General features: G+C 73.1%; 1 protein-coding gene and 1 pseudogene. One reads left to right on the top strand and one right to left on the bottom strand.

Annotated features, from left to right (window positions below):
* Positions 1-7 precede the first annotated feature (7 nt).
* Positions 8-1372 (bottom strand): glutamine synthetase family protein, encoded by a 1365-nt coding sequence (locus AB0I76_RS27200; RefSeq protein WP_357041172.1) that lies wholly within the window; start codon positions 1370-1372, stop codon positions 8-10.
* A gap of 85 nt (positions 1373-1457) precedes the next feature.
* On the opposite strand from AB0I76_RS27200, the pseudogene AB0I76_RS27205 reads away from it, so the two are divergent.
* Positions 1458-2465: pseudogene (locus tag AB0I76_RS27205) on the top strand (PQQ-dependent sugar dehydrogenase); the annotation flags it as partial.
* Positions 2466-2658: the final 193 nt, after the last annotated feature.

The raw sequence follows: 2658 nt of genomic DNA on the forward strand, positions 1-2658 counted from the left end.
GTGGGGGTTAGAGGCGTTCGAAGCCACGGACGAGTTCCCAGTCGGTCACGGCCGCGTCGAAGGCGGCGAGTTCCACGCGGGCGGCGTTGGCGTAGTGCGCGACCACCTCGGGGCCGAACGCCTCCCTCGCGATGCCGGATCCCTCCCAGAGGGTGAGGGCGTCGCGGAGGGTGCCCGGGACCCGCTCGGCCGTGGCGTCGTCGTACGCGTTGCCGGTGCACTCGTCGCCCAGCTCCAGCTCCCGCTCGATGCCGTGCACCGCCCCCGCGACCAGGCCCGCGATGGCCAGGTACGGGTTGACGTCGGCGCCGGGCACCCGGTTCTCCACCCGCATGCCCTGCCCGTGACCGACCAGCCGCAGCGCGCAGGTGCGGTTGTCGGTGCCCCAGCGCAGCGCGGTCGGGGCGAACGAGCCCGGCTGGTACCGCTTGTAGGAGTTGACGTTCGGGGCGAAGAGCAGGCTGAACTCGCGCATCGTGGCGAGCAGCCCGGCCAGCACCCGCTGCCCGGTCACGCTCAGGTGCGCCGGCCCGTCGCCGAGCATCGCCGAGGAGCCGGCGGCGTCCCGCAGTGAGAAGTGGATGTGGCAGGAGTTGCCCTCCCGCGCGTTCGGCTTGGCCATGAAGGTGATGGACACGCCCTCCTGGGCGGCGATCTCCTTCGACCCGTTCTTGTAGATGACGTGGTGGTCGGCGCAGGTCACCGCCTCGTCGTACCGGAAGGCGATCTCGTGCTGGCCGAGATTGCACTCCCCCTTGGCGCTCTCCGGCGTCAGCCCGGCACCGGCCATCTCGGTGCGGATCCGGCGCAGCAGCGGCTCGACCCGGGCGGTGCCCAGCAGCGAGTAGTCCACGTTGTACTGGTTGGCCGGGGTCAGGTCCCGGTAGCCACTGCGCCAGGCGTCCTCGTACGAGTCGCGGAAGAGCACGAACTCCAGCTCGGTGCCCGCGTACGCGGTCAGGCCGTGCGCGGCGAGCCGGTCCAACTGGCGGCGGAGGACCTGCCGGGGCGAGGCGACCACCGGGCCGGAGCCGTCCAGCCACTCCAGGTCGGCCAGGAGCAGGGCCGTGCCCGGCTGCCACGGCACCCGGCGCAGCGTGCCGAGGTCCGGCACCATCGCGAAGTCGCCGTAGCCGCGCTCCCAACTCGACATGTCGTACCCGTCGACCGTGTTCATGTCGACGTCGACGGCGAGCAGGTAGTTGCAGCCCTCGCTGCCGTGGGCGACGACCTGATCCAGGAAGAAGGGGGCGTGGAAGCGTTTGCCCTGCATACGCCCCTGCATGTCGACCAGGGCGAGCACCACGGTGTCGATCTCGCCCTCGGCGACGGCGACCCGCAACTGTTCCAGCGTCAACGGCGTTCTGCTCATCGGCGGGTCTCCATCACCAAGGTCTACTCGCTCCCGCGATCACCGTCAATGGCCGTCACCGGTCGTCCCCCACGGAGGAGTTCCCATGCGCCGACACGCCGTCCTGGCCGTCGTCACCGCCCTCGCGCTCGGCCTGGGCACCGCCCACGCCCAGGCGACCGACCGACCACCCACGCCGGTCCGGGTGGACACGCAGCCACCGCAAGCGCCGGGTCGCGTCGCCCCGGCGGAGGCCGGCGGGTACGACTTCGGCCGGCCGCAGGTCGTCGCCACCGGTCTGGAGGTGCCCTGGGGGCTGGACTTCCTGCCGGACGGCAGCGCGCTGGTCGCCCAGCGGAACCAGGGCACCGTCCTGCGGATCCGGCCCGGCCGCCCGCCCCGCGAGGTGGCCCGGATCCCCGGTGTCGTCGCCGGTGGGGAGGCCGGTCTGCTGGGCCTGGCCGTCTCCCCCACCTTCGGCCGGGACCGGCTGGTCTACGTCTGCTTCACCACCGCCTCGGACCTGCGGGTCGTCCGGTTCCGGCTGGGCCGGCCGTCGTCCGCCCAGGTGATCCTCAGCGGCGTCACCCGGGCCACCGCCCACGACGGGGGCCGCCTGAAGTTCGGCCCCGACGGCATGCTCTACGTCGGCACCGGTGACGCTCTGGTGCCCGGTCTGGCACAGGACCTGACCAGCCGCAACGGCAAGATCCTGCGGATCCGCCCGGACGGTGGCGTGCCGGCGGACAACCCGTTCCCCGGGTCGCCGGTCTACAGCTACGGCCACCGCAACGTGCAGGGGCTCGCCTGGGACGCGCGGGGCCGGTTGTTCGCCACCGAGCTGGGGGCGGGCCGGTGGGACGAGGTGAACCGGATCGTCCCCGGCGGCAACTACGGCTGGCCGGTCGCCGAGGGGATCGGCACCGACCCCCGCTTCCGGAACCCGGTGGTCTGGTCGCCGGCCGAGGCGTCCCCGAGCGGGGCGACCTTCGCCGCCGGCACCATCTACGTCGCCGCCCTGCGGGGCACCCGCCTGTGGGCCGTACCCGTCGACGACGCCGGTCGGGTGGGCGTACCGACAGCCGAGCTGGTCGGGGCGTTCGGCCGGCTCCGGACGGTCGAGCTGGCACCGGACGGCTCCCTGTGGGTGGCCACCAGCAACCGCGACGGCCGCGCCCTGCCGGGGCCGGACGACGACCGCGTCCTGCGCTTCATCGATCACCCCGGAGGCGGCCTGCACCAGCACCCAGTTCCACCTCCAGGTCGCACCGGACCAGTTCGCCGACTACTGGAACGCCGCCCAGGCC

Origin of the sequence: Micromonospora sp. NPDC049799 (genome assembly GCF_040656655.1) — a bacterium.
In the GTDB taxonomy this organism is placed as follows: Bacteria; Actinomycetota; Actinomycetes; order Mycobacteriales; family Micromonosporaceae; genus Micromonospora.

Bases quoted from the DNA above. Each gene is read 5' to 3' on its own strand.
- AB0I76_RS27200 (WP_357041172.1), bottom strand. From the start codon at position 1,372: ATGAGCAGAACGCCGTTGACGCTGGAACAGTTGCGGGTCGCCGTCGCC.